Origin of the sequence: Indolivaga alginatilytica (genome assembly GCF_003201355.1) — a bacterium.
Taxonomy (GTDB): Bacteria; Bacteroidota; Bacteroidia; order Bacteroidales; family Dysgonomonadaceae; genus Dysgonomonas_A; species Dysgonomonas_A alginatilytica.
Window position 1 is genome coordinate 19302 of sequence record NZ_QICL01000035.1, and the last position, 23470, is coordinate 42771.

The window sequence follows — 23470 nt, forward strand, 5'->3', positions numbered from 1 at the left end:
TAACTATGAAAAAAAAGAGTTTTCTGATACTGGCGTCCCTGGCGGCACTCTGGTCGTGTAACAATGAAGATGCCCTTGAAAATGCGGCGGGAGGAAATCAGGTAGTCCGGGTATCTGTCGCCGCACAGCTTCCCCCGTCGTCCGCTGTAGGGACGTATGCCCTGAATGCGGGCAGTCAGAACAGCGGCATAGACAATGTAGACCCGAATACATACATGCTGCGTTATCAACTCGAGATTAGAGATGTAACCGATGGGGACAAAGTCATTTATAAAGAAAAGTTGGTACAAGGCATCGCTGCCGGAACCAAACAAACGAGCTTTACAGCCGACCTGATCAAAGGCAAAGAATACAGGTTTGTTCTATGGGCGGATATTACCTTAAAAACAGCTCCCCAAGCCGATCATTTCTATAAGACTAGCGATGCAGTTTTGGGTCTGGGCAATATCGAGCTGGATGCGGACAAATTCACTGTGAACGATGAAGCCAAAGACGCTTTCTTTGTATCGGAGCTGAAAACAGTCAGCGGTACCTCTATCGGTCTGACGCTGCAACGCCCGCTGGGTAAAATACGCTTTATCGCCACAGATTATAAACTAGTTAGTGCCAAAGACAAACCCTCCGTAATCAGTTTGTCGGGTGCCAGGTATTACTCAACCAATACCACTGTTTATACCAGATTCAATGCCGTAACCGGCGATGTGGACAAAACAGCGGCATTAGCCACGGCTGCTAAAACGAAGGCGGTTATAAATACGGCAGTAGCCAACAGTGACGGTACACTGACTATGTTCTGGGATTATGCCTTTGCACCCAAAGCAGAGCAAGTACGTCTGGGCTTTACTGTCGACTATACCCTGTCTGCAAAATGTTCGAAAAGCTATACGCAAGATGCAATTCTTATCGAACGCAATAAACTGACTACCGTCAGAGGAAGTGTATTTTCGGTAAGCCAGAAGATCGATGTAACTATCGACGATGATTTTACAGGAGCACTGACTGCCGATAATCAGAAAATACATATCGGACAAACCCCTTATGCCGATATTGCCACAGCCATGACTGCTGCACAGGCAGGAGAAACTATTGAATTGTTGGAAGGAGTATATGCCGAAGACGTTACGCTAAAAGCCGGTGTATCAATTCAGGGAGCAGGCAAACTGTCGGTAATTACCGGATACATAAAAGCTGCGTCTAACTCGACACTCAAAGATTTTACAAGCAGCTATATGGGTAAAACGCTTTCTACGGGAACATCGACCCGCACAGCCCTTGCTGTTTCAGGTACGGGAGTAACAGTAGATAATGTTATTTTTGAGATACCTGCTACCGGGCATAGTTTTACAGGAGGAACCAAACCGGAAGCCATTGTTACTACAACAGGCGGTTTTATCTTCAAAAACTCGGTTATCAGCGAACCCTACTGGAAAGGCATTTACCTGAATACAGGTCAGAATGTACAGATACTAAACAACCGTTTTAATAATATCAATCCTTTCAGCACGGATGTATTCGACGCTTCGATGACAGTAACAGGCAACACGTTTATACGCAGTGGCTTTTACGATACACGTATGCCGCACATCACTGCTCCGACAGCATTGACCAATGATGTTGCCAATTGGCCTGCCGGATTAAAGGAACTGGTAGGACAAATCAAGGAAAGCAATACCTGGACCGAAAGCGGTTCAAGTACCGGTATCGGTGCATCTGCCGGTCATTACAGCAAAGCGGTTAAGATTAACTCGTTTTATGTAGGCAAACCGGGGCTTGATCCCGCCGGATGGATCTTTAAATAAATGAAATCAAACCTCTTTTAAAAACATCCCCTGCGGTAGTTACCCCTCCCGCAGGATTTGTTCCAACAACAGATAGAATATACATCCGCAAACAAAAAAACCTCTCAATACTCTAAAAATAAACTGAATATGAATACACAACCTTCGGTAAAAAAGAAGTGGCTGGCATATCTGGCGGTGTTTCTGATTATGCTTAGCTTTCATCACCTGATGGGAGAAAACCGTTCGGGCAGACAATATACAGCCGATGCAAACCATAGCGGGCAATTCACACTGTGTATGGATTACCTGACCGATGCCGAATATTACCGGCTGAACTGTCCTGTATGCAGAGCATTGATAGAATCGTTGTCTGCTCATAAAACGCTTAACCTGTAAATCGAATAACGATGAGACATAACATAAACCTCCCCTCCGTACTGGTCTGGATAATCTATCCCCTAGGCTTTACCATCTTCGTCATTTTTTGCTTTATGACCTGCAACAGCAAACCTTTGGGTAGCGAAAATGCGGAACCACCTGTCCAAAAAGATACATCCTCCCTGGTCATGACATTCATGCCGGATAACTTCAAACAGCCTGTCGAAAGAACAGCTTACCGGAGTTATAAGACAATGCCGGATATTAATTGTTCGTCCCGGGTAGATCATATTCCCGCCGAACGCTTTCGGGTAGCCAATTATTTCTCCCCCGGGCAGAAATTAGGGGTTGTGGATACCGAATGTTTAATCAGTCTTTAAAATTTACCCTCCAATGGATATGTACACTCTATTCCGCAGATTGATCAAAAGCTTAGCATTCATGTGTGTATGCCTGCCCGGTTTGCTGTCTGCACAAACAGCATCCATAAAAGGAGCTGCACAAACCCCTGCTTCCGTGATGGGACGGCAAGTGAACAGGGTTGCCGATCCATTGAGTAAAAATACGGTATGGTTTGACAACTACACAATCAAGAATCTGCCTGCCGATCAACAAAAAGAGGGAGACATCGCCCATATCGTGGTATTCCATTTCAGGGTAAACAGTATTTTGTTAGAACCCGATTATATGGATAATGCCCGATCGATGGAACTTCTGGATCGGATCTTTTCCGATTCGACTATCTTCAGCAACAACAAACCGGCGGTTATCATCGGTTCGGCATCGCCCGAAGGTTATACCGATCTGAATGAGAAACTTGCTATAGGACGATCCTTAGCGACCAAAAAATACATCATGGACACGCATCCCCATATCGATCGTGACAGAATAGCCACATACGCCGTGGACGAAGACTGGCAGGGCTTTCGAAAGATCGTAATGGCTGACATCTATATGCCCGCCCGCAACCAAGCCATCGAGATACTGGATCGTGAGATAAGCGGCAAACAAAAACTGGATGCCCTGCAAAAGCTAAATGGAGGCACGACATACCGCTATATACAAACCAATATATTTCCCTATTTAAGAGGAGGTGTAAGTTGTACCTTCTATACACCGGATACGCCAAAAAACGAAGCAGCAACACCGCTATGCCCTCCTGTTGAATACCGGGATCGTGTGGTTGAGATTGTACGGACAGACACCATCTATATAGACCAAAGCACACGATTATTGCCTGTGAAATCACCGGCACAAAACACTACGTTGAACAACAAGAAACCCTACTATCTGGCAATCAAAACCAATGTACTCTACGGTTTGGCATTACTGCCCAATCTGGCAATAGAGCTATCGTTGGGTAAACGCTGGTCTGTTGAAGTCGAAGGCATGGAATCGTGGTGGAATACCAAGAATGACAAACGCTATAATCACCGCATACAAACCGCAGGACTCGAAGTGCGTAAATGGCTCGGAAGCCACGACCGAACACCGCTTAACGGTCATTTTCTGGGCGTTTACGGCATGGGAGGCACTTACGATGTAAAGTACCAAAAAGAGAAGGGGGAGCTGAGCAACTGGAGTTACTCGGCAGGTATCAGCTATGGATATGCGATGCCCATCGCACGCAGGTTTAATCTTGAATTTGCCATCGGTATCGGTTATGTGGCAGGCGAGTACAAGAACTACACATACGATTTCGAACGCAGTTGCTATTCGCGCGTCGATGCCTTTAACCGATCCTATTTGGGACTTACCAAAGCGAAAATATCCTTGGTCTGGCTCATTGGCAGTGGTGTAAACAAACAAAAAGAAAATAAGAGATGAGCAAGATATATTTCGTTTTCGTCATAGCTCTGCTTATGATTTCATGTGAGAACAAAGACCTGTGCCCGACCTGCCGGAATATCGATGATCAGCCCCTGCGATTGGTTATTAACTGGCGTGTCGGTCAGGTGAAGCCGGTGCAGGGGATGCGGGCGAATCTATTTTCACTCAACGATATGCCGTCCTATGGCATCGACCAGGTGAGCTGCGATGGAGACATCCTTTATCTGCCGCTACAATCGAAAGTTAAAACCTTTTGCTACAGCTATCAGGGCAATAATATCTATTTCCGCAACGAAACGGACATCAATCAGCTGGAGGCATACACCTCGCAGACCACCCGTGCAACATACAGCAAATCTTTTCCCGACGAAAAAACATATGCCGAGCCTTTAGGCCCCTTTTATGCAGGCACGAACGAAAGCTTCGAGGTTACCCCAAGTACGGTACCCTTGGTATTGAATGTATGGGTGGAGAACCTGATCAAAACATACACCTTTGAAGTGCGAAACGTAAAAGGAACCCGCTTTATCTCATCTACCCGGGGAGCAATAGCAGGGATGTCCAACTCTATCTTTTTAGAGACAATGGCTTTATCGCCATCGGTATCGACACTGCTGTTCAATGCGACCGCCAATACGAGCGAGAATAAAATAGAAGGGTCTTTTCAGACCTTTGGTCATCAATCGTTCGCTTCAAACATCTTTACCATAGAGATACTTTACCCTTCAGCCACGGGCGGTATTTTGCAGAAGAGCTGGGATGTGAGTAGTCAGGTGAATATACCGGGCAATTACCACATTATTATAGACGATGCCGATATCGACATCCCCGACGGAGGGAGTAGCGGCAGCACCGATTCGGGATTTGAGGTCGATGTGAATGAATGGGAGAACGAAACTGTAATACTCAATTGAGCATACAATAACAAAATCACTTTTGAATACAACAACAAAATTAAACAAAAACAGATTTATGATGAAAAAAATGATGACTCTGGCAGCGATGGCTGCTCTCGTACTAACCGGTTGCTCGAATGATACCGAAGGTATCTCCGAAACAGCCAACCCGGCAAAGCTGATAGCGTTCCGCACGGTAAGTGACAAGACCGAAACCTATGCTACACCGATGGACATTAATAACATGTCGAGTTTTACCATGAACGCATCCTATGAGGATTTAGTCACATCTACTTCGGGATTCAATTTCATGAACTACACCTCCGTTACCAAGACCAAAGAGGGTTCTACTGCATGGGCTTACGCCCCTCAGAAATACTACCCGATGGATGGGTCTTTCGTATACTTCTATGCATACAGTCCTGCGGGTTCGGTCAATGCTGAGAGTATGGTTGCCAGCGGATCGCCGGCTGGAATTAGTGCGACTCTTAAATATATTGTGCCTCTAAGATACTCAACCTCGGGAAAAAATCCGGAAGATTTTTTGGTTGCATCTACAAAGCAAAATGGAGGAGCGGTTGTTTTGAGTTTTCAACATGCCTTATCTATGGCGACATTTAAGGCTAGAAATACAAGTACAGCAGCTACATTTATTGTAAAAAGTATTCAACTGATTCATTTAGAGAATACAGGTACACTTGATTTAGAGCCAACAGGCCCGGCAGCTACAACACAAACATGGACAAATAATACAACTCTTGACAAGACCTACCAAGTATCCCTCCCCGAGGCCGGTGTTCCGTTGATCCCCAATCCGGCACAACCGATACTCAATCTGACATCTGAAAACGAAGGCTTGATGATTATGCCACAAACGCTGGGTACTTATGCCGGAGGTACTGGCATCATTGATAGTGGATCAGGCCAGCCTAATGACATAAACACAAAGACATACATAAAAGTAAGTTACAATGTTGTTGATGCTGATTTTAAATCAACAGTTGCCATTAAATATCTCCCGATGCCAACCGGTTTTACATTTGTACAAGGGAAAAAATATCAATTCGTTCTTTCGTTTGGAAACGAGATAGGTAATCCTGTTAGTTTTTCTGTAAATATGACGACTTGGAGTGCAATTACTGACACAACTATTAATTAATTCCCTAAAATCATACAGGTCGGGCGGGGTTGATCCCCTTCCCGATCACAAGTAATGCGAACCGAATATAGAAACAAAAGTATGGATGATTGTACAAGGCAATATTCGGAAGAATGAATCTTAACCGATAAAAAAAATAGGATGAAACATCATGTACATATTCCCGAAGTACGCTTGTGGTTGATTTTTTCGCTTATTCTGACCATTCTGCTCACTTTTTGCTTTATGACGTGCAGCAGCAATAAGGAAAAAACAGACGACAAAAGTACGCGGGAAATAATAGTACCTAATGCTAATCAGTAGAAGAGCCTGTCTAAATTTTATTGCTTTTTTTAAAAAGGCTATTTTGAGATAGATTTTTTACTAATGACTAGTCGATTCAGCGGGCTGAATCAAGAGGTGTAAGTGAAAAAGATGCTCAAAGGAGCTTTAAAAAGCAGCAAAGAACAATGGTCGTGTCCTATAAAAAATATTTCGGTAAAATTTAAACAGGCTCTTAGTCTGTATAATAATCAAAACCTGCCGGAACCGGCTAAATAGATAATTAACATGGTTTATTTACTTACTTATATGAAAAAAATAAAGTGCTCCGTTTCTACGCTGCGGGTTGTTTATTCGGCGGTATTCCTGACAGGAATGATTCTTTTTTTTACCACCTGTAAGAATGCGGAGAACAAGCAAAACGCAGCACGACAGCAGACAACTCAAACAGGGACACCCGACAAGAAAACCGGCTTTATAATGCCGGCAATACCCGACAGCCTGAAACAGCCAAAAGACCGTGCGGAGTATTTGGTCATGCATTACTGGGATAACTTCAACTTTTCAGATACAAGCTATACACATCTGCCCGAAGTGACCGAACAGGCTTTTGCCAACTATATAGAGATATTACCGCATACCCAAAAACAGATTGCCGAGTCGTCAATAGAAGCATTGCTCAACAGAGCCAAAGAAGAACAAACAGGAACGATGTACCCTTACTTCTGTGGACTGTTCAAAAAATACCTGTATGAACCGAACTCTCCTTTACGCAACGATGAGTTTTATATACCCGTTGTGCGATACATTATCGAAGACAGAACAAGCGATGAAGCGGAAAAGGAGCGTGCTAAATTCCAACTGGCAATGATGCTCAAAAACCGTATCACAGAACAGGCAGCCGATTTCAGTTATATACTCTTATCGGGAAAAACAGGGACATTGCATCAACTCAAGAGTGACTACACTCTGCTCTTATTTTACAATCCCGATTGCCATGCCTGTGAAGAAACAATTGCAGGGATAAAAGCATCGCCCGTACTTAGCCAACTGATACAAGACAAAACCCTTACAATGCTCTCTTTCTATCCTGATGCCGATATCACAATCTGGAAAAAGCACCTGAGCGACATCCCCAAAGATTGGATCAACGGCTATGACAGGGAGTTGGCGGTACAGAACAAACGTTTGTACGACCTTAAAGCCATCCCTTCGCTTTACTTGCTCGACAGGGATAAGAAAGTGATCTTAAAAGATACCGAACTCACACTGATTGAAGAATACCTGAAAACAAGGAAATAATGTGGAAAAAAAATAGACAGCAGCAGAAAAATAATCCGACCAGCGGCAATCACAGTTGTTTTTCAGCGGGTGTGATTATCGAGGGTGATCTGCACGGTAATGACAATATACGCATCGACGGAACAATAACCGGGAATATCAACTGTTCGGGAAAAATAGTGGTCGGGCAAACGGGAATCGTTACCGGAGATATAACCTGTGCGGAGATAGAAGTGGCTGGAAGCCTGACGGGCAATGTACAGGCAGAGGAACTGCTGTCACTGCACGCCGGATCTTCTTACAGGGGCGATGCTCTGGTTAATCGGATACAGATAGAACAGGGAGCCTCTTTTTTCGGCACTTGTACGATGGCTCAATCCCGATCTGCCCGGATCGGTGACGAACCGGGTCACCATCTGATGAATATATTAATCCCCAATAAAAAGATAATTAAAGAGCAAACAGCAACAATATGAACAGGTATAACTTCTTTTCAATCAAAGCAACCGGTTATGAATTTCAACTGTGCCATTAAATACTTTCAGTTACTTAAAAGGCACACAACTAAACAAACAAATAAAAAGCAGACCAAACTAAACAACTAAGATCAAATTGAATAGGAATAAATACTGAGCCCATGAATTAACGTGTCGCCTGATAGCAATGTTCATCCCAAATGACAGCTTTCAGGCGGCATAATTAAAATCTCATAAAAACAGTATTTATGAAACAATTTGTGAAATCACTTCAACAGGAAGTGCAGGCTACACTTTGCCGTATCGAAAAAAAAGAGGGTTGCCAATTGAAGAAAACACAGGAAGGAATCGGGTGTCTGGAAGAATCCTTCGTGCGGTTAAAAACATTTATCCGAGCTTACAGCTTTGAAGACGAATCGCAGGAAATCCTGTTCTTCAAAGAATATAAGCCCGGGCTGACTTGTCATCTGATCTTTTACCGCAAGAAGTACAGCATCGAACTCAGCCGTCCTACCGGAAGTCATGCCGGGCAGATCGCCTATCTGGAGAAGGAGCTATCCCGCATCCGTGACTACTTCGACAAGACGGCAGGTTTCTACCGTTATTACCGTTCGGGCGGAACCCACCTGGATCACCTTTATTTCTTACGCTGTAAACCCTGTATCGGGATGCACTTGGAATCATTTTACGACGAGCGTGACCCGTCGTTTTCGACTATTGCAGACTTTCAGGTAGCCAAGATACAGGCGAATGAACTCTTGGAAGATTACCTCAAGGTAAAGATAAGAAGCATCGAACAGGGAACAACCTCGGACAGCTATCCGCCCTTGCCGGCAGTGAGACTGAGCTGGACCGCATCCAAAAGAGACCTGATGGAAATAATCTACGCAAAACACTTCCTTGAGGCATTCAATCACGGAAAAGCGGGGGTCAAAGAAATTACCCGTTATTTCGAGCTTGTCTTTAATGTTGATCTGTCTTCTACCGCTCAAAGGGCATGGTATGACCTGACCATTCGGGAAAATCCGACCGCTTTTCTGGATAAGATGCGCGAGATTATACGGCAACGCATGGAGGATGAAGACCGGAAGAATAACCGGAATAAACCTAAAGATGATGATGACGATGATGATAACATCTGAATCTTGGGGTAGATAAGACTATATATGGCGTGAATAGCAACTTCCTTTCTGATATCAATCATAACTTATAAGATCGAATAGTTGCTTTCACGCCATTCTAATCCTACATAAGAAACATTTAATACGATATTCCTAACTTATAATTTATGATTTACAACATATAAGCTGTAAATCGTTTATCTGTCAATTCTTCTACTTTCTGTATTTCTCAAGTCGTCTGCTCGTTTACACGTAACTTGTAACTCTACATCAAAGGCTCAGTCAAAGAATTTCTAAAAGCACATCGTCTTTTTCTTTTATTACTCCTAAATTATTGTTTTAGAATTACATACATTTTATTTAAAGAAACACGCACTCAACTGAGTACACACCTAGAGCCAAATCCGGACCTTTGATTTCAGAAAAAGAAACTGAAAATCAGCTGTATGGACATAGAAGATAACAAATTCGAAAAAAGCATTACCATGATACTCGAATTACTCGGTGAGTTGCGTAAACTACTCAAAGCCAGGAACCGTTTGAACGGAGAGAACATATACGACAATCAGGATTTATGCATGATGCTTAAAATAAGCAAGCGGAGTCTCCAGCGGCTTCGTAGCCTCGGGGCATTGCCCTATATGCAAATCGGACAGAAAACCTTCTATCTCGAGTCCGATGTGCTTAACTATATACAAGCTCAGATAGACAATAAGAAAACACGGGGAGAGAGCGATTCCTAAATAAACCCGTGAAGATATAACTCTTTTTAAAACGAGAGATTCTTAACTCCTCTCTTTGCTTTGAACAGATAAATTCCAACCGTTTTTTGAAAATAAATTCAGATGCCTTCTTTTTTATGGTATTTAAAGAATATACATTTATCATATGCCAATGATAGGATAATTATATAGTTATTATCGTCAATCTTATGTGCATTCTGAAGTTCCAATTCGTTTATGTTTTGTATCTGAAAGGTATCCTGATTGCAAACTAGTTCATAATCGTGAATATATTTAAGATCTACTCCGATATTCCCTCTGCCCCTTCCTCCCTCAATACCTATAAAATCTTTGCTTATTTCGTTCAATGAGACTCCATCCGGTATTTTTGTAATGGGATCTGCCTCGGGTGTAATATAGACTGGTATATCAACTAATATTGGCTCTCTGTTTTTTGTAAAACTTTCTATATTTAGTGCAATGCCTATTTTATCGAATATCAGGAAACAATCATCGCATGTACTATTATTATAATAAGATTCTTTAGAAAAGTGACCATGTGTGGTATGAAAGTAGCTGTCTTTTTTGCTGTTTTTAATTAGGTTAGTCAAATAAATCTCGTAAATAGAATCTATTCTATGATCATAATTGATTAATGCTCTCTCAAATTTGAGAATTTCAGCATCTGATTTTCCAAAATCTTTTTCTAAGGGCTTTTTGATGGATTCGATAGCAAATGGTGGCAAATATTTCTTTATAAGTTGTGAAATAAATTCACTATCATTCTTTTTTATCGAAGTCCCATCAAACTCACTATAGGCAGATTGGTAGAAATCTTTTCGGTCAATTCCATAAAATATACCTTTGTTAATTCCATTGTCAAAATCGAACCGGTAAAAATTGACTCTGGAATTATCATTATCGGATTCTTTATCATAATTGTCTAGATTATAATATATGTATTCCCCATGAATATTTTTACCTTTCTTTAATGCATAGCTTATATTATCATAAGTATAATCATCTGCATCCTTAATGTTTTTGAATGCATTTTTCTTTATTACTTCCCCACGATCATTGTAATATATATATTCTTTTTGATCATCTTTATTGTAGATATATGTCTCATAAATCCACTTGCCATCCATTGCAATCGGCGTTAATATAGGTATCTGTCTAGCCGAGTCACCGCCCATATATGCATCCGTATACATGTATCCAAAATCCATGTATTCACCTGACAAATAAGTGTCACTTTCCAGATCTAACAATTCAATCGTAAAATCTAAGCTGTCTTTTTGTTGAGTCGTTTTCCGATCTGCTTCAACTTTAAATTGATTGATACAACTATTGAGTGGGATTCCGAATGAGATGGATAATAGGAAGAAAAGAGTACGAGATATAACTGGCATAAAATAGTTGTGTTTCTTAAAAAATCTAATTGTAAAACTTTTTATAAAAGATAATAGAAAAATAGAGATGGCTTTCCGATAATCCATAGGATAAATTCTTATTTTCTATTTTTTTTTGACTAAATTTTCATTAAGTTGCTGTCTTTAAGTTTTTACAAGATTATTGTCTGAAAACAATCATATAACTTGTAACTACTTATTATACAAATATAGAGCTTTTTTAACAAGAAAGTTAAGAAACTGCTCAAGTTTTAGGGGCTGTTTAAATTTTACACATACTAATTTTCAGGGCTAATTTATTCTTTTAAGAAGCGATAATATTCGTTTATTGGTACTGAACAAAGGAAGAAATTAGACAAAAGAGGCGAAAGATAAATGAAAAAATAAAGAGATAGTTCTTAACAAAAGAGCCGGGAAAAATTTAAACAGGCTCTAAATACTTTGTAAATGACGGGATCTTTCTAATTTGTTGATTAGCCATTGCTAAACCAACACTTTCTTATTATTTTAACAGACTTAAATGAATCAAGCCCACTTTGTATGCTGAATAAATTACTTGGAAGAAAGAATAAACCCGAACGAATGTATTTCCCCGGTCAAAAAAGAGAAACTGTCTTTACAAAACTATTTCGTAAAGTCAAAGCATTAGCTGAGTCATTCAGCAGAAGATATAAATTAACTAAATCTGTACATATTTATATTTCCGGTCAAAAAGAACAATTAATTATTGCTCCTCAATATGTAGACAAGTCCGGTCTTATTATTGAACAGGAAGAATGCTTTGTTTATGAATATCCTGTCAATAGTACTAAATTGGGCGAAGAACTATTCAGATGTATAAATCTGTTCTACTATAAAGATGAAAATATAAGAATAGAAAAGGATTCAGACTGGCCTGCTTTTAAACATAGCAAGTGTAAAACGATGAAAGCATTTATGAATGAATATATCCTTATCTCTGTAAGTTCCACGAATGACGGTAATATTATTTTGAAAATGGAAGGTCATCCTTATAAGGATAGTCTGTTAACAATTAATTCTACTATATCCTGTTATCTGGGCGGAACACTTTCTAAAAAGAGAGCAGATGAATTAGGGAACAGAATTTTCTTAGTTTATGAAGCCTGTCTAAGTAAACAGTTCAGTTAATTCATTGCTAAACAATGATTATTTCAAAACAATCGGGGGCATATAAGAACCATTATGCGAAAGGACGATTTTAGAAATTGCCGTTGTCGCGAGAAATATTTACTACATTTACAGGAATTTATTTTATGTCTGTTTAAGATGAAACCAACAAGTAATAAACGAACAACACTTCTATTGATCGTATTTTCAATAATGCTTTCAAGCCAGATCTATTCACAAGCCGGTGATAAAAGATACACCCATTTTGTTTCAGTTTTCAATGCGGAATTGAAAAAATATAATATCGGGGATATAAAAAAACATTATGATAAAGGTTATTTCAGAACAACCTCTGAAAGTGAATATTTAGATAAAGATGTTGAAGTCGGGCTGACGACATTATTTGAACGATGCGGCAATAAAGACGACAGCTCCATAAAAGAAGAAATTAAAATTTACTTTGAACAGCTGAAGCAATTGAAAAATGAACGCAAATCATTGAATGAGGAAATATTGAATTTTGATTCAACGAAAGAAAAGCTGAAAATAAGGATGTATCCCGACCTCTTAAAGAATACCTATAGTAAGAACGACGCTATTATAAAAACAAAGAATCCCGGAATAATCGAAGTTGTTGTCATCGATTTACCCACAGGAATCGGAAGTTTAGAAGCTAAATATTTAAAGCATTGGGGCATTTCCATAGACTCTGTTTACACTATATCTAAAGAAAATACGTTGAAACAGATCAGAGCCCGTTTTGTAGAAATGCAGCCAACGCAGAATGGTATAATCTTTAACCTGTTTGCCGATGACGATGATTTATTTGTTACCTCCTGTATTTTAGACTTAGGCAGATTTAATATTCCTAAAGGTAAATATGGAAGCTTTGTGTCCATCCCCAACAGTGCAATGGTCATTGTAATTGCATTAGATGATAAAGAAGCTATCGAAAACAGTGCTGCTGATTTGATAGGAGCAGCAGACTCTATGTATGGAATTGAAGAGATGAAACCAATCTCCAATAATCTTTTTTGGTACAACGGAAAAGAACTTAAGGTTATTGAAAAAAACTATAAACAAAGAAAATTAATATATCCGACAGAACTCAAGGATTTAATCAGATAAGCAATCCGACATCAGTTAATTAGTTGTAATCAATTAAATACAAACCAATTGAAATTTTTCAGCAAAAAACCCACATTAAAATCAATTGATATTGACTCTCTTTTAAAGACTGACAACAATACCAATATTATCATGGTAATCGATGAATACCTGAACAAGTATTGTTCATCGAGAATTTGGAGAGGGAAATTAACAATGGCGGATTTAACCAATTCTATTTTAATTCAAGCGGCGATTTCAGCTTAGAAACAGTTGATGCCTTATTAGCTATCGGAGCCTCAAAAACTGCTTTAATTGTCAAGAAAGCTAACTCACAATTTCCTGATACGAATATACTTAAAGACAGAGGACAAAGGCAGGAGATTTTATTGCAAATAGAGGATAATGCTCAACCGGTGTGGGATGAGTGTGACACAGAATTTTATAAGTATCAAGAACATATTAGTGATCTACTGGTAAAATACATAGAAGAAAACAAAGAAAAATTCAGATAGTTAAGATAAAATATAAATATCCACACCTGAATACGATTATTCCAGATTTTTTTCAGGCAAATGATATGCAAGATACCATATTCACTATTTAGGTGCGTGGTGTCTTGGATCTTCTAGCCATTTGATAGTTATTTCGATAGAGGCATAAAGATCCTGCGCCGGTATTTATTTATAGGATAGAAGATCATATACTGGAAGAATCCTATTAAATCATTTTGATTGCTATTCTTGTCTCCACAATAATAATCATCTCATAATAATTCATCTATTTCGTCAGTGTATTCTTGGGGAGCATCTCTATTGTATTTAATGGTTTCATCTGATTTAATTTTCGTATAATCAATAATTCCCATGGATGCCAATTAAAGACGAACAATATTGCTGGAAATAATCTACTTAACTTTATTATTGTGTGCATAAAAGAATTCAACCGGACGCAAAATATGCAAAGTTTATATTATAAAATTAACTATCTTAGTAAGATGTTTTTTATTTTTAAAATTTGATCTATATAGATGAAAGAAAAGATTATTGAAACAACCGCATGGTTAATAAAAAAATTGCACAAACTGCATTTCAGCCTCACATATAAAGATGTTGGTGAAGTTGGTTATTCATCTTTATCTCCAATCGATAATTATTCAATAGAAAACGACGAAACACAGATAGACACAACAGTTGATGATAATCAAATTATAAAAAGTGATGATTATTTAAAAGCTTTATTATGGGCATTAAAGAATAGAAGAACAGAAAATATCAAGAATATTGCACTTACAGGTCCCTACGGATCGGGAAAAAGCAGTATTTTGAGAACATTCCAAAAGCATTATAGAGGTGAGGATTTAAAGTTTTTGGAGATCTCATTAGCTACTTTTAAAGAAGAAAATCCAAAGATTGATGTAAATGGCGATAAAATTGAACCTGATAAAGGCCAATTATTACGATTAATAGAAACAAGCATATTGGAACAAATATTTTATCATGAAGATGATAATAAAGTTCCTGATTCTCGTTTTAAAAAGATTAGAAGTTATAGTAAAAAACAATTGTTTGGTAATGCAACTTGTCTATTACTATTTATCATAGCAGTTTTAAATTATTTTTTTCCTTATTTGACTCAAAGCATATTTAAAGATAATCCTTTTAGTGGAAATGTTTGTAATTGGCTGCATTATGGTGGAATAGTCATTATAATAATAGGTATTTTCTTTATTATTTATAAATCTATTCGATTGATTAACTCTGTAACACTTAATAAATTAAATATTCAAAATGCAGAGATTGGTTTTGGGGATAATAATTCAAATAAATCCATTCTTAATCACCACATTGATGAAATTTTATACTTTTTCAGTGTCAGACCTTATAATGTGGTAATTATCGAAGACCTTGACCGTTTTAGAGAAACAGAAATATTTACAAAACTAAGAGAGGTAAATCTATTATTAAATAGTTCAGAAAGAACCAAAAGAAAAGATATTGTATTTATTTATGCTGTAAGAGATGAAATGTTTACAGATAAAGAAAGAGCTAAATTTTTCGATTTCATTATCCCTATAATACCAATTATAAACTCGTCCAATTCAGGTGAAATATTACGTAGTAAAAAAATAAAATATAGCTATGATATATCAGATCGTTTCATAGAAGATATATCTTTCTATATTGATGATATGCGTTTATTGAATAATATATGTAATGAATTTTATCTTTATAAACAGAAACTAAATGAAAGTTTAAACCAAGATAAGTTATTTGCAATTATCACATATAAGAATATGTATCCAAACGATTTTGTTCAATTAAGCTGCAATGAAGGAGACTTATATGGCACATTGCACTCCAAAAGAACTTACATAAAGCAAGAAGCCGATAAGATTGATAAACAAATAAAGGAATATAAAGCTGAAATATCAAGTTTGGAAAATTTATTTATAAAAAATGTTTCTGATCTTAGAAAATTATACATTTTACTTCTCATACAGAAATTAGATCGATATAAAATTTTTATTGTAAATGAAGAAGAAATTACTGTTGATAAATTATCTCAAGATGAAAACTTTGCCTATTTCATTAAAAATGAATTAAAGTATCAATCATGGAATTATAGTAGTTATTATGGTTGGCAATCTGTAAACTCTGAAATATCTATATCTTTTTCTGAAATTGAACGTGAATTTGATGCAAATAAGACATACTCACAAAGAGAAATAGAAATAAAAGAATACAATCAAGGAAAAACAAATTTATTAAAGAACAAGATAAAAGAATCAGAGAAGGAAAAGTTAAAAACACGAAGCCTTAAAATAGAGGAACTACTAAAATTGAATTTAAGTATTGAATTAAATATTAGTGGGGATTTAAATAAGAATTTCATATACACATTATTAAAAAATGGTTACATAACCGAAGATTATATAGATTACATATCTCTATTTCATGAAGGAAGTATAACACGCACAGACCATCAGTATATTATTAGTCTTAGGAATGGTATAAAGTTAGAAGCTGACTATGCATTAAATAAACTTGATAAATTGGTGGAAAAACTCAATCCATTGGATTTTGAGACCGAATATATATTAAATTATAATCTCGTTGATTTCCTTTTATATAGTTCTTCTTCATATACAAATCAACTTCAAGCAGTATTTAATAAACTGAAAGATGAATCAAGTGCTTCTATTGAATTTATAAATGGTTTTATTGAAACTTCTGAAAATCTTGAAGTCTTTGTTAAGATCCTATGTAACTGTTGGGTTAATATATGGGCATATATTAACAATGAATTATCTTATTCTGATCAAGATAACCTGAAATATCTTAAATTGATTCTTGAGTATGCTGAACTATCTTCTATAAAAGAGATCGCAAAACAATCTAATCTTGAACAAACAATTTTAGGGAAGAAAGATTTTCTTTCTATTATACAGAATGAAGATAAGCTAATACAAATCATTCAAGAATTAGATATACTTTTTACAGATATTGATTTTCAGAATTCACCTGATTCATTATTAGAGTTTATATATGAAAATGACTATTATCAAATAGATACCTCAATAATTGTGCCTATAATCAAAAAGTTTGGAAAGTTTGATCAAGTAGCTTTTGATACTAGTAATTATACCGCCATATTAAAATCAGAATGTCCTTACCTTATTGAGTTTATTGAAAGTAATATTGAGTTATACATTGATGATATATATTTAGAGATTGAGACAAATGTAAAAGAGGAAGAAAATTCATATTTGAAGTTACTTAATAATAAAGAAATAAGTCTTGATGATAAAATCATATTAATACACAAGATTAACACCAAAATTACAACTTTAAGTAATGTAAAAGATAAAACTTTCTATCCTACACTTTTTTCTGAAAACAAAGTCATTCCAAAATGGCAAAATCTTTTGTTATATTATAATATTGATGAAAAAATAACTGATCAAATGATTGTTTTCTTGAATAATCACGACAATGCAAATGAGTTGTCAACTGTTAAAATGGAAACCAAAGTTAATGATAAAGATATCTATGGAAAGATGTGTCGAAATATCATCTTATGTGATGATATAAATAATGAAAATTTCGATTTAATATTAATATCTGTCCCTTGGTGGTATGATAATATAGATATAAGTAATCTTTCTATCCACAAAGTAACTTCATTAATTAAGAGAGTTAAAATTAGACCTACTTTAGATGGCTATAAGTTGATTAAAGAATATTCAAATGAATTAGTTATCCTTTTGATTGAAGAACGAAAAAATTTAATTCTTGAAATTGTTGGTCAAATAGAATGGGATAGTAATGATCTTAATTTAATATTGAAATCAAATAGAATAACCAATTCTGAGAAGAAGACATTTTTAAACAACTGTGCTGATGGAACAATTGCAGATAACAAAGAGAATCTGAATTTAATCAATCAAATAATGTTGGATGATCTGAACTTTGTTGTTAATAATAACCTTATCAAGATGATGATTTTAGAAAAACGAAATTCAATAGTTAATAGAATCCGATTATTTAATCAATATTCTTCATTGATCACATCTCTTGATGATCTTATCGATAGTTTATCAGGTAATTATTTAGAAATACCGAATAAAAGCAAGAGGGCAATATTGGATGATACACAATACAATAGACGTTTCTTAGATATATTGAAGAATCGGAATTATATAGCGAGTTATTCTGATAAAAAAGGAGATTTAAGGGTGTATCATAGTAAAAAGAATGATTAAGGAATGAATTGCTTCTTAGAAAATATAATAGTTGATTTGAATATTTCTTTATTTCAAATACTAACTTTAGTAATTGCTTCCATCACAGCAATTGTAGGGTTATTCACTTATAGGAAAAATACAAAATGGAAAAAGGCTGAGTATGTAGCAAGTTTAGTCAATAAAATGAAGGATAACAGAAACTTTGTTAGAGCTACATTAATGCTTGATTGGTCAAAAACAACCATACCTGTTTATCCAAATGAATTTGAAGATACTAATATAAAATCATTTGATTTTGAAAGTTATATGCTAATAAATGCACTAAACAAACCAATTTTAGAATTTGACGAAAAAGAAGCTTTGATTCGTTTAATTTTTGATGAATTATTTGAATGCTTTGAAACAATAAATACACATATTGATAAGAAATTATACACAACAAAAGATATTGATACATATATAATCTATTGGATAAATAAATTAGCAAATAAAAAAGAATGGGAACATAATCCTGAAGTGAAAATTGCAATTGATACTTTCTTAAACCAATACAATTATAAAGGGGTTATAAAATTATGTAATAAACTTTTAAATAAAAAGTGAATTCCTCAAATAGTATAGTGAATAGATTAAGATATCATCATTAGGTAATTATCAACTAATAAATAAAAAACAAGGTCATGTATAGAGAACAATATTTAAGGGAGGGAAATTGGATTGAAGTCCAAATGGTAGATTCAAATATTAAAAAGCACTATGGAATTGTGAAAGAGGTGGGGGGAAATAATAGCTATTTAAAAGTAAAGTTGATAGAAAGCGATGAAATAATTAGGATATTACCTGACATTGTGAATGCTCCAACAAAACTTATTCCTTTTACAAAAGAAATATTGCTTAAAAATCCATCAATTTTTATTCCATTTATTAATAGCGATATAGTATTTTATTCAGACAATGATATACGTAACAGTAATTCATTGGATATTAATATTTCGAATAATAGAGATATCAAAATATTATATAAAAATGAAGGATGCATTGATAAATGGATGTTTTTAAGAATTGAAAGTCAGCAATTAAGACCTTTTACTTTTGTACATGAACTCCAAAACTTATATTTTGAGTTAACGAATAATGAGTTAAAAATACTTTTATGAATGATGCAATGATAACAGCAATTTTCACACTCTTAGGTGTAATAATTGGGGGAATAATTTCTACTGTTGTATCTTTTTATACAACAAAAAAAATAATTAAAGCTGAATTGAAGAAGCAGAGGATTATCTTACTTTCTCAAAAAAAGGAAAAGCTCGAAAATGAATTGATTAAAATTTATGTTAATGATTCAGAGTATACCAACGAAAATAATATTCGAAAATCTTTTAATATATTATCTATGAACTCTCATTATTTTGACCAATATTCATTTAGTTTAATTAAAAATGAATATTGGGATTTATTATATATAATGTCCAATGACAACATAGAAAAAGCTATGAATGGTGACTATTCTGCGGTCCTTCCCAATGACGAATCTTTTATTATCCAATGTGCTGAATTCATAAATAAAAATAGAAATATATTTTCTGTTGAAATAATAAATACTACAAAAGAAATAAATAAAAGTTTGACAGTGTGAATCAAAATAAAGCGTACCACATATCCCATATTACTACATTCTAGTTCAAATCTGGCAATTAGTAATTGCACGTTAATTAATCTGTTAATTATTACGTTTTATACTATTCTTGATCTACCAAAAACTGTCCCTCTTCGTTTAATTTTTCTTCCACCTCTTTTCCTCCGGCAAAATTCTCTCTTTCATAATTCCTTATCCTAATCTAGATCAAACAGCACAGCCAAGCGTAATACGTAAACAAGAAAATGTTAACTGTTGACTACTCACTGTTTACTTAATTATACTTACCAAAGGAACGTTTAAAGCAGAGAGAGTCAGGTTTACTGAACTATGGCGAATCGCGATAAACGACTAATACAATTGAATAAAAAGAGCGACCTTAATTGTTGATAAATCCCTTCACTAAATTGATAGTGTAGGGATTTTTTTATGATAACTAGCGAAAAACACCCGATTAACAATGTTGCCAACTGCCAACCGCTAACTGTTAACTGTTAACTGATTTTCACCCTACCAAACCGACGCCAAACACTGCCACCGGATAGTAAATCAAACCACAAATAATCAATTAGTTATACATTAGCCCCCGAGCGTTTTTTTGTGCATAATACGCTCTCCTTTATGGACGGCTATATAAATAACGGAGGCTGCTATTTATAGTCTCTGTAATAACAAAACGGTCTTCCGAATGGATGACTTTGTAAATAAAAGAGGCTGTGCCTCCACTAATTATCTCCAAAATTATTTTCTTATGAATGACAAACAAAAAGACCTTAAAAACCAAGATGTTCTGCTGGTCACAGAAAAAGGCAGCAACAAACTAAAAGTTGTCAGCGGTATCAACGAAGACGGAACGCCCAAAACCGTTGATCCAAAAACAAAGAATGAACCCGAGTTTCTCAAAATCGACAAACACGCCGATGTGCTGGAGAATTTCATGTCGAATTTCCTGCGTCAATGCAAAGATCCCACCCACTTTCAGTTCTTCAAAATCCCATTTGAACAATTGGAAAAGATTGTTCCGGTCTTGCAGGAAATGCTCAAAAACCCCGAAGAACCCTCCAACAAAGAAATCTTGGATAACCACCGGGTGCTCCCCGAAGCATTCTCCAAAAAAGAATATCAGGCGGTAGACGAATCCCGTATCGACTGGAAACAGTTTGAACAACTGGGAGTAACCAAAGAAATGCTCGAACAAACCAAGAGCATGGACAAACTGCTCAACTGGCAAAAGACCCCGGTCTTATTACCAATCAAAGCCGAGATAGGCGAAACAGTTATCCGCACCGATGCCCGGTTATCGTTTCGGGAAACACCCGAAGGCAAACTCTCTCTTGTTGTCCATGCCCTGCGAAAAGAACCCCAACTCGAGGGACTTGTATACGGAGCCCGGCTATCTGAAGACGACAAGCAAAATCTGCGTCAGACAGGCAATGCAGGACGATTAGTCGAAGTCGAACCCGTCAAAGACCACAAGATGATGGCATTTGTCTCAGTAGACAAACTGACCAATGAGTTGATAGCCGTTCGGGCCGATAAAATTAAAATACCCAATGAGATAAAAGGTGTAACGCTGAACGAAGCTCAGAAAACAGACCTGTCGCAGGGAAAAGCAACCTATATAGAAGGTATGACCTCTAAGAACGGCAAGGAGTTCAACGCCACCGTACAGATCAATGCCGACAAACGGGGCTTGGAATTCAAATTCGACAATGGCAATAAATTAGAAAAATCGCAAAACCAAAACCAACAACAGGATCAATCCGAAGGAACAAAATTCCGTATCCCGACTAAACTGTTAGGAGCAGAACTCTCTCCACAGCAACAAACTCAATTGAAAGCCGGACAAACCATCTATGTAACAGGGATGACCGACAAAGCCGGAGAGAAATTCAATGCCTATATCAAAGTCAATACCGAAAAAGGCAAACTCGATTTCTTCAAATGGAATCCCGACAAAGCACAGAAGCAGGGAGCAGAAGTCACGCCCGATAATACCGCCAAGACACAGGTAGCGGTCAATTCCGAAGGCAAAACAGACGAAGCCACCAAGAATCTGACAGAGCCTATCAAGCAAGGACAGACCGCACCGAACGAAAAACAAGAACAAAAGAAAGAGGAGCAAAAGAAAGAGGTCAAAAAATCCAAAGGAATGAAAATGTAAGGGCTCTCTATCGCTTCAAAAACGGTCTCCCTAAGGGATGACTATGTAAATAAAAGAGGCTGTGCCTCCACTAATTATCCACAATTACAAGTAAACAAAAATGAAGAATATAAATAACAACAGAGGCATTTCAGCTCCTTCTCCTTTGGAGAAGGTTGGGATGAGGTGCATCATCGCAGAAAAACCTTCGGTAGCCCGCGAAATCGCCGCCATTGTCGGAGCCACAAACAAACAGTCCGGATACATGCAAGGCAACGGTTACCTTGTGACATGGGCATTCGGACACCTGATTCAACTGGGTATGCCCGAACACTACGGGCTGACAGGGTTCAATAAAGAACGATTACCCATTATCCCCGATACCTTTATCTTAAAACCCCGGCAAGTCAGATCCGCAGATGGCTATAAAGACGATCCGGGAGCACTCCGGCAACTGGAAATCATCCGGTCGGTCTTTGATAAGTGTGACAGGATCATTGTCGCTACCGATGCAGGGCGTGAGGGCGAACTTATATTCCGCTACATCTATCAGTATCTCGGATGTACCAAACCATTCGACAGGCTATGGATAAGTTCTCTAACCGAAAAAGCCATTGCAGACGGCTTACAGAACCTCAAAAACGGCAAAGACTACGATACCCTGTATCAGGCAGCCAAAGCACGCAGCCAAGCCGACTGGCTCGTCGGTATCAATGCCAGTCAGGCAATCAGCATTGCCGCCGGACAAGGCGTATTCTCACTCGGACGGGTGCAGACTCCGACCCTGGCAATGGTTTGCAGCCGTTATCTGGAACATAAGGGCTTTGTACCTGTTCCATTCTGGGATATTCGGCTGGATACATCCTTCGGCAAAACAACATTTTCGGCTGTCACCAAAGAACGTATCTCGTCACGCCAGCAAGCAAAAGACTTGTTTGATAAACAGAAGCAACAACGCATCGTTTGTGTCGAATCAGTCGAACAAAAAGAAGCCGTACAGGAAGCACCTTTGCTCTACGACCTGACTACACTTCAAAAAGAAGCGAATAACAAATACGGATTCTCAGCCGACAAGACCCTGTCTACCGCTCAAAAGCTCTATGAGTCCAAACACATCACCTATCCCCGGACAGGCAGCCGCTATATTTCGGATGATGTCTTTGAGCAGATACCCGCATTGATTCAAAAACTCGGAGACTATCCGTTTTTTGCCCTCTATGCAAAAAAAATGGCAGAAGAACACCTGAACACCCGTTCGGTAGATACCTTAAAAGTAACCGACCACCACGCCCTGTTAATCACCGATTGCCTGCCCCAAACCTTGAACTACGATGAACGCAAGATATACGACCTGATAGCCGGACGGATGCTCGAAGCCTTTTCAGGGGC

General features: G+C 37.2%; 21 protein-coding genes. 20 read left to right on the forward strand and 1 reads right to left on the reverse strand.

Annotation, left to right across the window (positions count from 1 at the left end; translation table 11 throughout):
• The first annotated feature begins 5 nt into the window (after positions 1 to 5).
• From CLV62_RS18645 to CLV62_RS18690, 11 genes are all read left to right on the forward strand, one after another.
• Positions 6 to 1799: a DUF6562 domain-containing protein gene (locus CLV62_RS18645; protein ID WP_110312294.1), complete on the forward strand. Its 1794-nt coding sequence runs from the start codon at positions 6 to 8 to the stop codon at positions 1797 to 1799.
• Between the two features lie 129 nt (positions 1800 to 1928).
• Positions 1929 to 2177, forward strand: coding sequence for a hypothetical protein (locus tag CLV62_RS18650; protein WP_110312295.1), 249 nt, complete (start codon positions 1929 to 1931; stop codon positions 2175 to 2177).
• Positions 2178 to 2272: 95 nt separating this feature from the next.
• On the forward strand, positions 2273 to 2539 hold the full coding sequence (locus CLV62_RS18655; RefSeq protein ID WP_146212791.1) for a hypothetical protein: 267 nt from the start codon (positions 2273 to 2275) through the stop codon (positions 2537 to 2539).
• Between the two features lie 13 nt (positions 2540 to 2552).
• A complete protein-coding gene (locus CLV62_RS18660) occupies positions 2553 to 3986 on the forward strand; it encodes a DUF3575 domain-containing protein (RefSeq protein WP_110312297.1) in 1434 nt (477 codons plus the stop codon).
• A 35-nt stretch (positions 3987 to 4021) separates the two neighbouring features.
• The gene (locus tag CLV62_RS18665) at positions 4022 to 4903 is read left to right on the forward strand and encodes a DUF5119 domain-containing protein (protein ID WP_245904129.1); all 882 of its coding nucleotides are present in this window, start codon (positions 4022 to 4024) and stop codon (positions 4901 to 4903) included.
• 58 nt (positions 4904 to 4961) lie between these two features.
• Positions 4962 to 6044 carry a fimbrillin family protein gene (locus CLV62_RS18670; RefSeq protein WP_110312299.1) on the forward strand — a complete coding sequence of 361 codons (1083 nt, stop codon included), beginning with the start codon at positions 4962 to 4964 and terminating at the stop codon, positions 6042 to 6044.
• Between the two features lie 141 nt (positions 6045 to 6185).
• Complete coding sequence (locus CLV62_RS21800; protein ID WP_170120099.1) at positions 6186 to 6347, forward strand: hypothetical protein; 162 nt, start codon at positions 6186 to 6188, stop codon at positions 6345 to 6347.
• 267 nt (positions 6348 to 6614) lie between these two features.
• Positions 6615 to 7607, forward strand: coding sequence for a DUF5106 domain-containing protein (locus CLV62_RS18675; protein ID WP_170120100.1), 993 nt, complete (start codon positions 6615 to 6617; stop codon positions 7605 to 7607).
• Positions 7607 to 8062, forward strand: coding sequence for a bactofilin family protein (locus CLV62_RS18680; protein ID WP_110312301.1), 456 nt, complete (start codon positions 7607 to 7609; stop codon positions 8060 to 8062). The genes CLV62_RS18675 and CLV62_RS18680 overlap by 1 nt, the downstream gene beginning before the upstream one ends.
• A gap of 248 nt (positions 8063 to 8310) precedes the next feature.
• Positions 8311 to 9204 (forward strand): RteC domain-containing protein, encoded by an 894-nt coding sequence (locus tag CLV62_RS18685; RefSeq protein ID WP_110312302.1) that lies wholly within the window; start codon positions 8311 to 8313, stop codon positions 9202 to 9204.
• Between the two features lie 425 nt (positions 9205 to 9629).
• Complete coding sequence (locus tag CLV62_RS18690) at positions 9630 to 9926, forward strand: helix-turn-helix domain-containing protein (RefSeq protein WP_110312303.1); 297 nt, start codon at positions 9630 to 9632, stop codon at positions 9924 to 9926.
• A 98-nt stretch (positions 9927 to 10024) separates the two neighbouring features.
• Here CLV62_RS18690 and CLV62_RS18695 read toward each other — a convergent pair whose 3' ends face one another.
• Complete coding sequence (locus CLV62_RS18695; protein WP_110312304.1) at positions 10025 to 11317, reverse strand: hypothetical protein; 1293 nt, start codon at positions 11315 to 11317, stop codon at positions 10025 to 10027.
• 540 nt (positions 11318 to 11857) lie between these two features.
• On the opposite strand from CLV62_RS18695, the gene CLV62_RS18700 reads away from it, so the two are divergent.
• From CLV62_RS18700 to CLV62_RS18740, 9 genes are all read left to right on the forward strand, one after another.
• The gene (locus CLV62_RS18700) at positions 11858 to 12466 is read left to right on the forward strand and encodes a hypothetical protein (protein WP_110312305.1); all 609 of its coding nucleotides are present in this window, start codon (positions 11858 to 11860) and stop codon (positions 12464 to 12466) included.
• A gap of 138 nt (positions 12467 to 12604) precedes the next feature.
• Positions 12605 to 13573 carry a hypothetical protein gene (locus CLV62_RS18705; protein ID WP_146212792.1) on the forward strand — a complete coding sequence of 323 codons (969 nt, stop codon included), beginning with the start codon at positions 12605 to 12607 and terminating at the stop codon, positions 13571 to 13573.
• Positions 13574 to 13734: 161 nt separating this feature from the next.
• On the forward strand, positions 13735 to 14067 hold the full coding sequence (locus tag CLV62_RS18710; RefSeq protein ID WP_262509964.1) for a DMP19 family protein: 333 nt from the start codon (positions 13735 to 13737) through the stop codon (positions 14065 to 14067).
• A gap of 515 nt (positions 14068 to 14582) precedes the next feature.
• The gene (locus CLV62_RS18715; RefSeq protein WP_110312308.1) at positions 14583 to 18317 is read left to right on the forward strand and encodes an ATP-binding protein; all 3735 of its coding nucleotides are present in this window, start codon (positions 14583 to 14585) and stop codon (positions 18315 to 18317) included.
• Positions 18318 to 18320: 3 nt separating this feature from the next.
• Entirely contained in the window at positions 18321 to 18902 is a 582-nt protein-coding gene (locus CLV62_RS18720; RefSeq protein WP_110312309.1) for a hypothetical protein, read from the forward strand.
• 77 nt (positions 18903 to 18979) lie between these two features.
• The gene (locus CLV62_RS18725; protein WP_110312310.1) at positions 18980 to 19456 is read left to right on the forward strand and encodes a hypothetical protein; all 477 of its coding nucleotides are present in this window, start codon (positions 18980 to 18982) and stop codon (positions 19454 to 19456) included.
• A complete protein-coding gene (locus CLV62_RS18730; RefSeq protein WP_110312311.1) occupies positions 19453 to 19938 on the forward strand; it encodes a hypothetical protein in 486 nt (161 codons plus the stop codon). Before CLV62_RS18725 ends, CLV62_RS18730 begins: the two co-directional genes overlap by 4 nt.
• A gap of 751 nt (positions 19939 to 20689) precedes the next feature.
• Entirely contained in the window at positions 20690 to 22102 is a 1413-nt protein-coding gene (locus CLV62_RS18735) for a DUF3945 domain-containing protein (protein WP_110312312.1), read from the forward strand.
• A 160-nt stretch (positions 22103 to 22262) separates the two neighbouring features.
• The coding region (locus CLV62_RS18740; protein WP_245904130.1) for a DNA topoisomerase at positions 22263 to 23470 on the forward strand (1208 nt) is incomplete at its 3' end.

Bases quoted from the DNA above. Each gene is read 5' to 3' on its own strand.
- CLV62_RS18725 (WP_110312310.1), top strand. From the start codon at position 18,980: ATGTATAGAGAACAATATTTAAGGGAGGGAAATTGGATTGAAGTCCAA.
- CLV62_RS18690 (WP_110312303.1), top strand. From the start codon at position 9,630: ATGGACATAGAAGATAACAAATTCGAAAAAAGCATTACCATGATACTC.
- CLV62_RS18680 (WP_110312301.1), top strand. From the start codon at position 7,607: ATGTGGAAAAAAAATAGACAGCAGCAGAAAAATAATCCGACCAGCGGC.
- CLV62_RS18695 (WP_110312304.1), bottom strand. From the start codon at position 11,317: ATGCCAGTTATATCTCGTACTCTTTTCTTCCTATTATCCATCTCATTC.
- CLV62_RS18720 (WP_110312309.1), top strand. From the start codon at position 18,321: ATGAATTGCTTCTTAGAAAATATAATAGTTGATTTGAATATTTCTTTA.
- CLV62_RS21800 (WP_170120099.1), top strand. From the start codon at position 6,186: ATGAAACATCATGTACATATTCCCGAAGTACGCTTGTGGTTGATTTTT.
- CLV62_RS18735 (WP_110312312.1), top strand. From the start codon at position 20,690: ATGAATGACAAACAAAAAGACCTTAAAAACCAAGATGTTCTGCTGGTC.
- CLV62_RS18660 (WP_110312297.1), top strand. From the start codon at position 2,553: ATGGATATGTACACTCTATTCCGCAGATTGATCAAAAGCTTAGCATTC.
- CLV62_RS18700 (WP_110312305.1), top strand. From the start codon at position 11,858: ATGCTGAATAAATTACTTGGAAGAAAGAATAAACCCGAACGAATGTAT.
- CLV62_RS18650 (WP_110312295.1), top strand. From the start codon at position 1,929: ATGAATACACAACCTTCGGTAAAAAAGAAGTGGCTGGCATATCTGGCG.
- CLV62_RS18655 (WP_146212791.1), top strand. From the start codon at position 2,273: ATGACCTGCAACAGCAAACCTTTGGGTAGCGAAAATGCGGAACCACCT.
- CLV62_RS18665 (WP_245904129.1), top strand. From the start codon at position 4,022: ATGATTTCATGTGAGAACAAAGACCTGTGCCCGACCTGCCGGAATATC.
- CLV62_RS18675 (WP_170120100.1), top strand. From the start codon at position 6,615: ATGAAAAAAATAAAGTGCTCCGTTTCTACGCTGCGGGTTGTTTATTCG.
- CLV62_RS18730 (WP_110312311.1), top strand. From the start codon at position 19,453: ATGAATGATGCAATGATAACAGCAATTTTCACACTCTTAGGTGTAATA.
- CLV62_RS18645 (WP_110312294.1), top strand. From the start codon at position 6: ATGAAAAAAAAGAGTTTTCTGATACTGGCGTCCCTGGCGGCACTCTGG.
- CLV62_RS18670 (WP_110312299.1), top strand. From the start codon at position 4,962: ATGATGAAAAAAATGATGACTCTGGCAGCGATGGCTGCTCTCGTACTA.
- CLV62_RS18685 (WP_110312302.1), top strand. From the start codon at position 8,311: ATGAAACAATTTGTGAAATCACTTCAACAGGAAGTGCAGGCTACACTT.
- CLV62_RS18705 (WP_146212792.1), top strand. From the start codon at position 12,605: ATGAAACCAACAAGTAATAAACGAACAACACTTCTATTGATCGTATTT.
- CLV62_RS18715 (WP_110312308.1), top strand. From the start codon at position 14,583: ATGAAAGAAAAGATTATTGAAACAACCGCATGGTTAATAAAAAAATTG.